This window comes from Halomonas sp., assembly GCF_041689495.1.
GTDB lineage: Bacteria > Pseudomonadota > Gammaproteobacteria > Pseudomonadales > Halomonadaceae > Halomonas.
On the sequence record NZ_JBDNGD010000351.1, the window covers coordinates 1 to 1,032 of the forward strand.

The window sequence follows — 1,032 nt, forward strand, 5'->3', positions numbered from 1 at the left end:
AGGAAGCGCGGATAGTCGGCCCAGTGGTCGAAGATGATGAAGCCCTGCATGCGCAGGCGCTTGATCAGCACCATGGGCAGGTTGCTCGGTCCCGGCATCGGCCCCTCGGCGTTGTAGCGGGCGATCATCCCGCAGACGGCGATGCGACCGTTGGTGCGCAGGGTGTTGAGGGCCGCTTCCAGGCAGACGCCGCCGACGTTCTCGTAGTAGACATCGAAGCCCTCCGGGCAGGCCGCCTTGAGCGCCTCGGTCAGCTGCTGGGCGTCCCTGTCGCGGTAGCTCACCGCCTTGACGCCGTGGGACTCCAGCCATTCGAGCTTCTCGGGCGCCCCGGCGATGCCGACCACGGTGCCGCCCTTGGCCTTGGCCAGCTGCACGGCCAGCGAGCCCACCGCGCCGGCGGCGCCGCTGACCAGCACGTTATCGCCGTCGCGCATCTCGGCGATCCGGTTCAGGCCCGTCCAGGCGGTCATGCCCGGCATACCGAGCACGCCGAGATAGGCCTGCTCCGGTACTTCGATGCCCGGCAGCGTCTCCACCTGGTCGCCCGGCTGCTGGGCGATGTCCCGCCAGCCGGCCATGTGCCGGACCTTGTCGCCCACGGCCAGACGCGCATCCCGCGATTCGATCACTTCGCCCACGGCGGCGCCTTCCAGGGGCTCACCGATGACGAATGGGTCGATGTAGGTCTTCACGCCGCTCATGCGCCCGCGCATGTAGGGGTCTACCGACAGCCAGGTGTTGCGGATGCGCACCTCGCCCTCTGCCAGTGCCGGCAGCTCGGCTTCGTGCAGTTCGAACAGCTCGCGATCCGGCGTGCCCTGGGGGATGTCGTTGATGGTGAAGTAGCGGGATTGCATCGTGGTGGGGCTCCTTCGCTTCGGTGAGTAGACGACCAGTCTAATGCAGTGGCGTGCGCAGGCCAATCCCCTCGAGGCGGAGGATGCGTAGTCGCCGAAGCCCTTGAGCACAGGTGTGCCAGGAAGATTCCACGCGATGGCGTCCCTGGTGGTGTTGATCTGCCGGTGTCAG

General features: G+C 67.4%; 1 protein-coding gene. It reads right to left on the reverse strand.

Annotated features, from left to right (window positions below; genetic code table 11):
- Positions 1 to 860: NADP-dependent oxidoreductase (locus ACESMD_RS11120; protein ID WP_372613129.1), on the reverse strand; the 860-nt coding region annotated here is incomplete at its 3' end.
- Positions 861 to 1,032 lie beyond the last annotated feature (172 nt).